Raw genomic sequence first — 599 nt, 5'->3', positions numbered from 1 at the left:
TAAGATTTGCGTGCCAGTAAATCCGCCCGCCGGACGGCGTCGCCCAGATAGCCGATCCGGTCAGCCATACCCAGCCGGATGGCATCCTTACCGGCGTACATCTTGCCGGTAAAGACATCGGCTGAAATACCCGGCCGGCCGGCCTTAACGGTCTTTTCGAAGGTTTGCCGGATCAGGTTCAGCGATGCTTTGGTGTCATTGATGACCGCTTCCGACAGCGGCTCAAAGGAGTTAAAGAGCGCCTTGTCAGCTGATCCGTCAGAGCGCACGATCGTTACCTTATAGCCCTCCTGTTCAAGAGCCTTGGTGGCATCGACGTGCATGGCGATTACCCCGATGGAGCCCACTTCAGAAGTCGTTTCCGACTCCATGACGATTTCGCGGGCCTGTGAAGCGACCCAGTAGGCAGCTGACGCGGCCATACCCGCTACCCAGGCAACTACCGGTTTCTGAGAAGCCCGCACCACTTCGCCCAGCAGCTGGGTGCCGTCGACCTGCCCGCCCCCGGAGTTAATCTCCAGCACGATCGCCGAGATGGCCGGATCGTTGTTGGCCTCCATGATCCATCCGGCAATATCCTCCGATCCCCAGGAGCACAT

Annotated in this window: 1 protein-coding gene; it reads right to left on the bottom strand. The window is 59.3% G+C overall.

Annotated elements, in window-relative coordinates; all coding sequences use genetic code 11:
* Window positions 1-599 (bottom strand): S49 family peptidase (locus BLX24_RS31035; protein ID WP_071506946.1); only part of this gene is annotated, 599 nt, incomplete at both ends.

This window comes from Arsenicibacter rosenii, from assembly GCF_001870735.1.
Lineage (GTDB): Bacteria > Bacteroidota > Bacteroidia > Cytophagales > Spirosomataceae > Arsenicibacter > Arsenicibacter rosenii.
The sequence above is the reverse complement of the archived record's forward strand: the minus strand, read 5'-3'. Positions and strand labels throughout refer to the sequence as shown.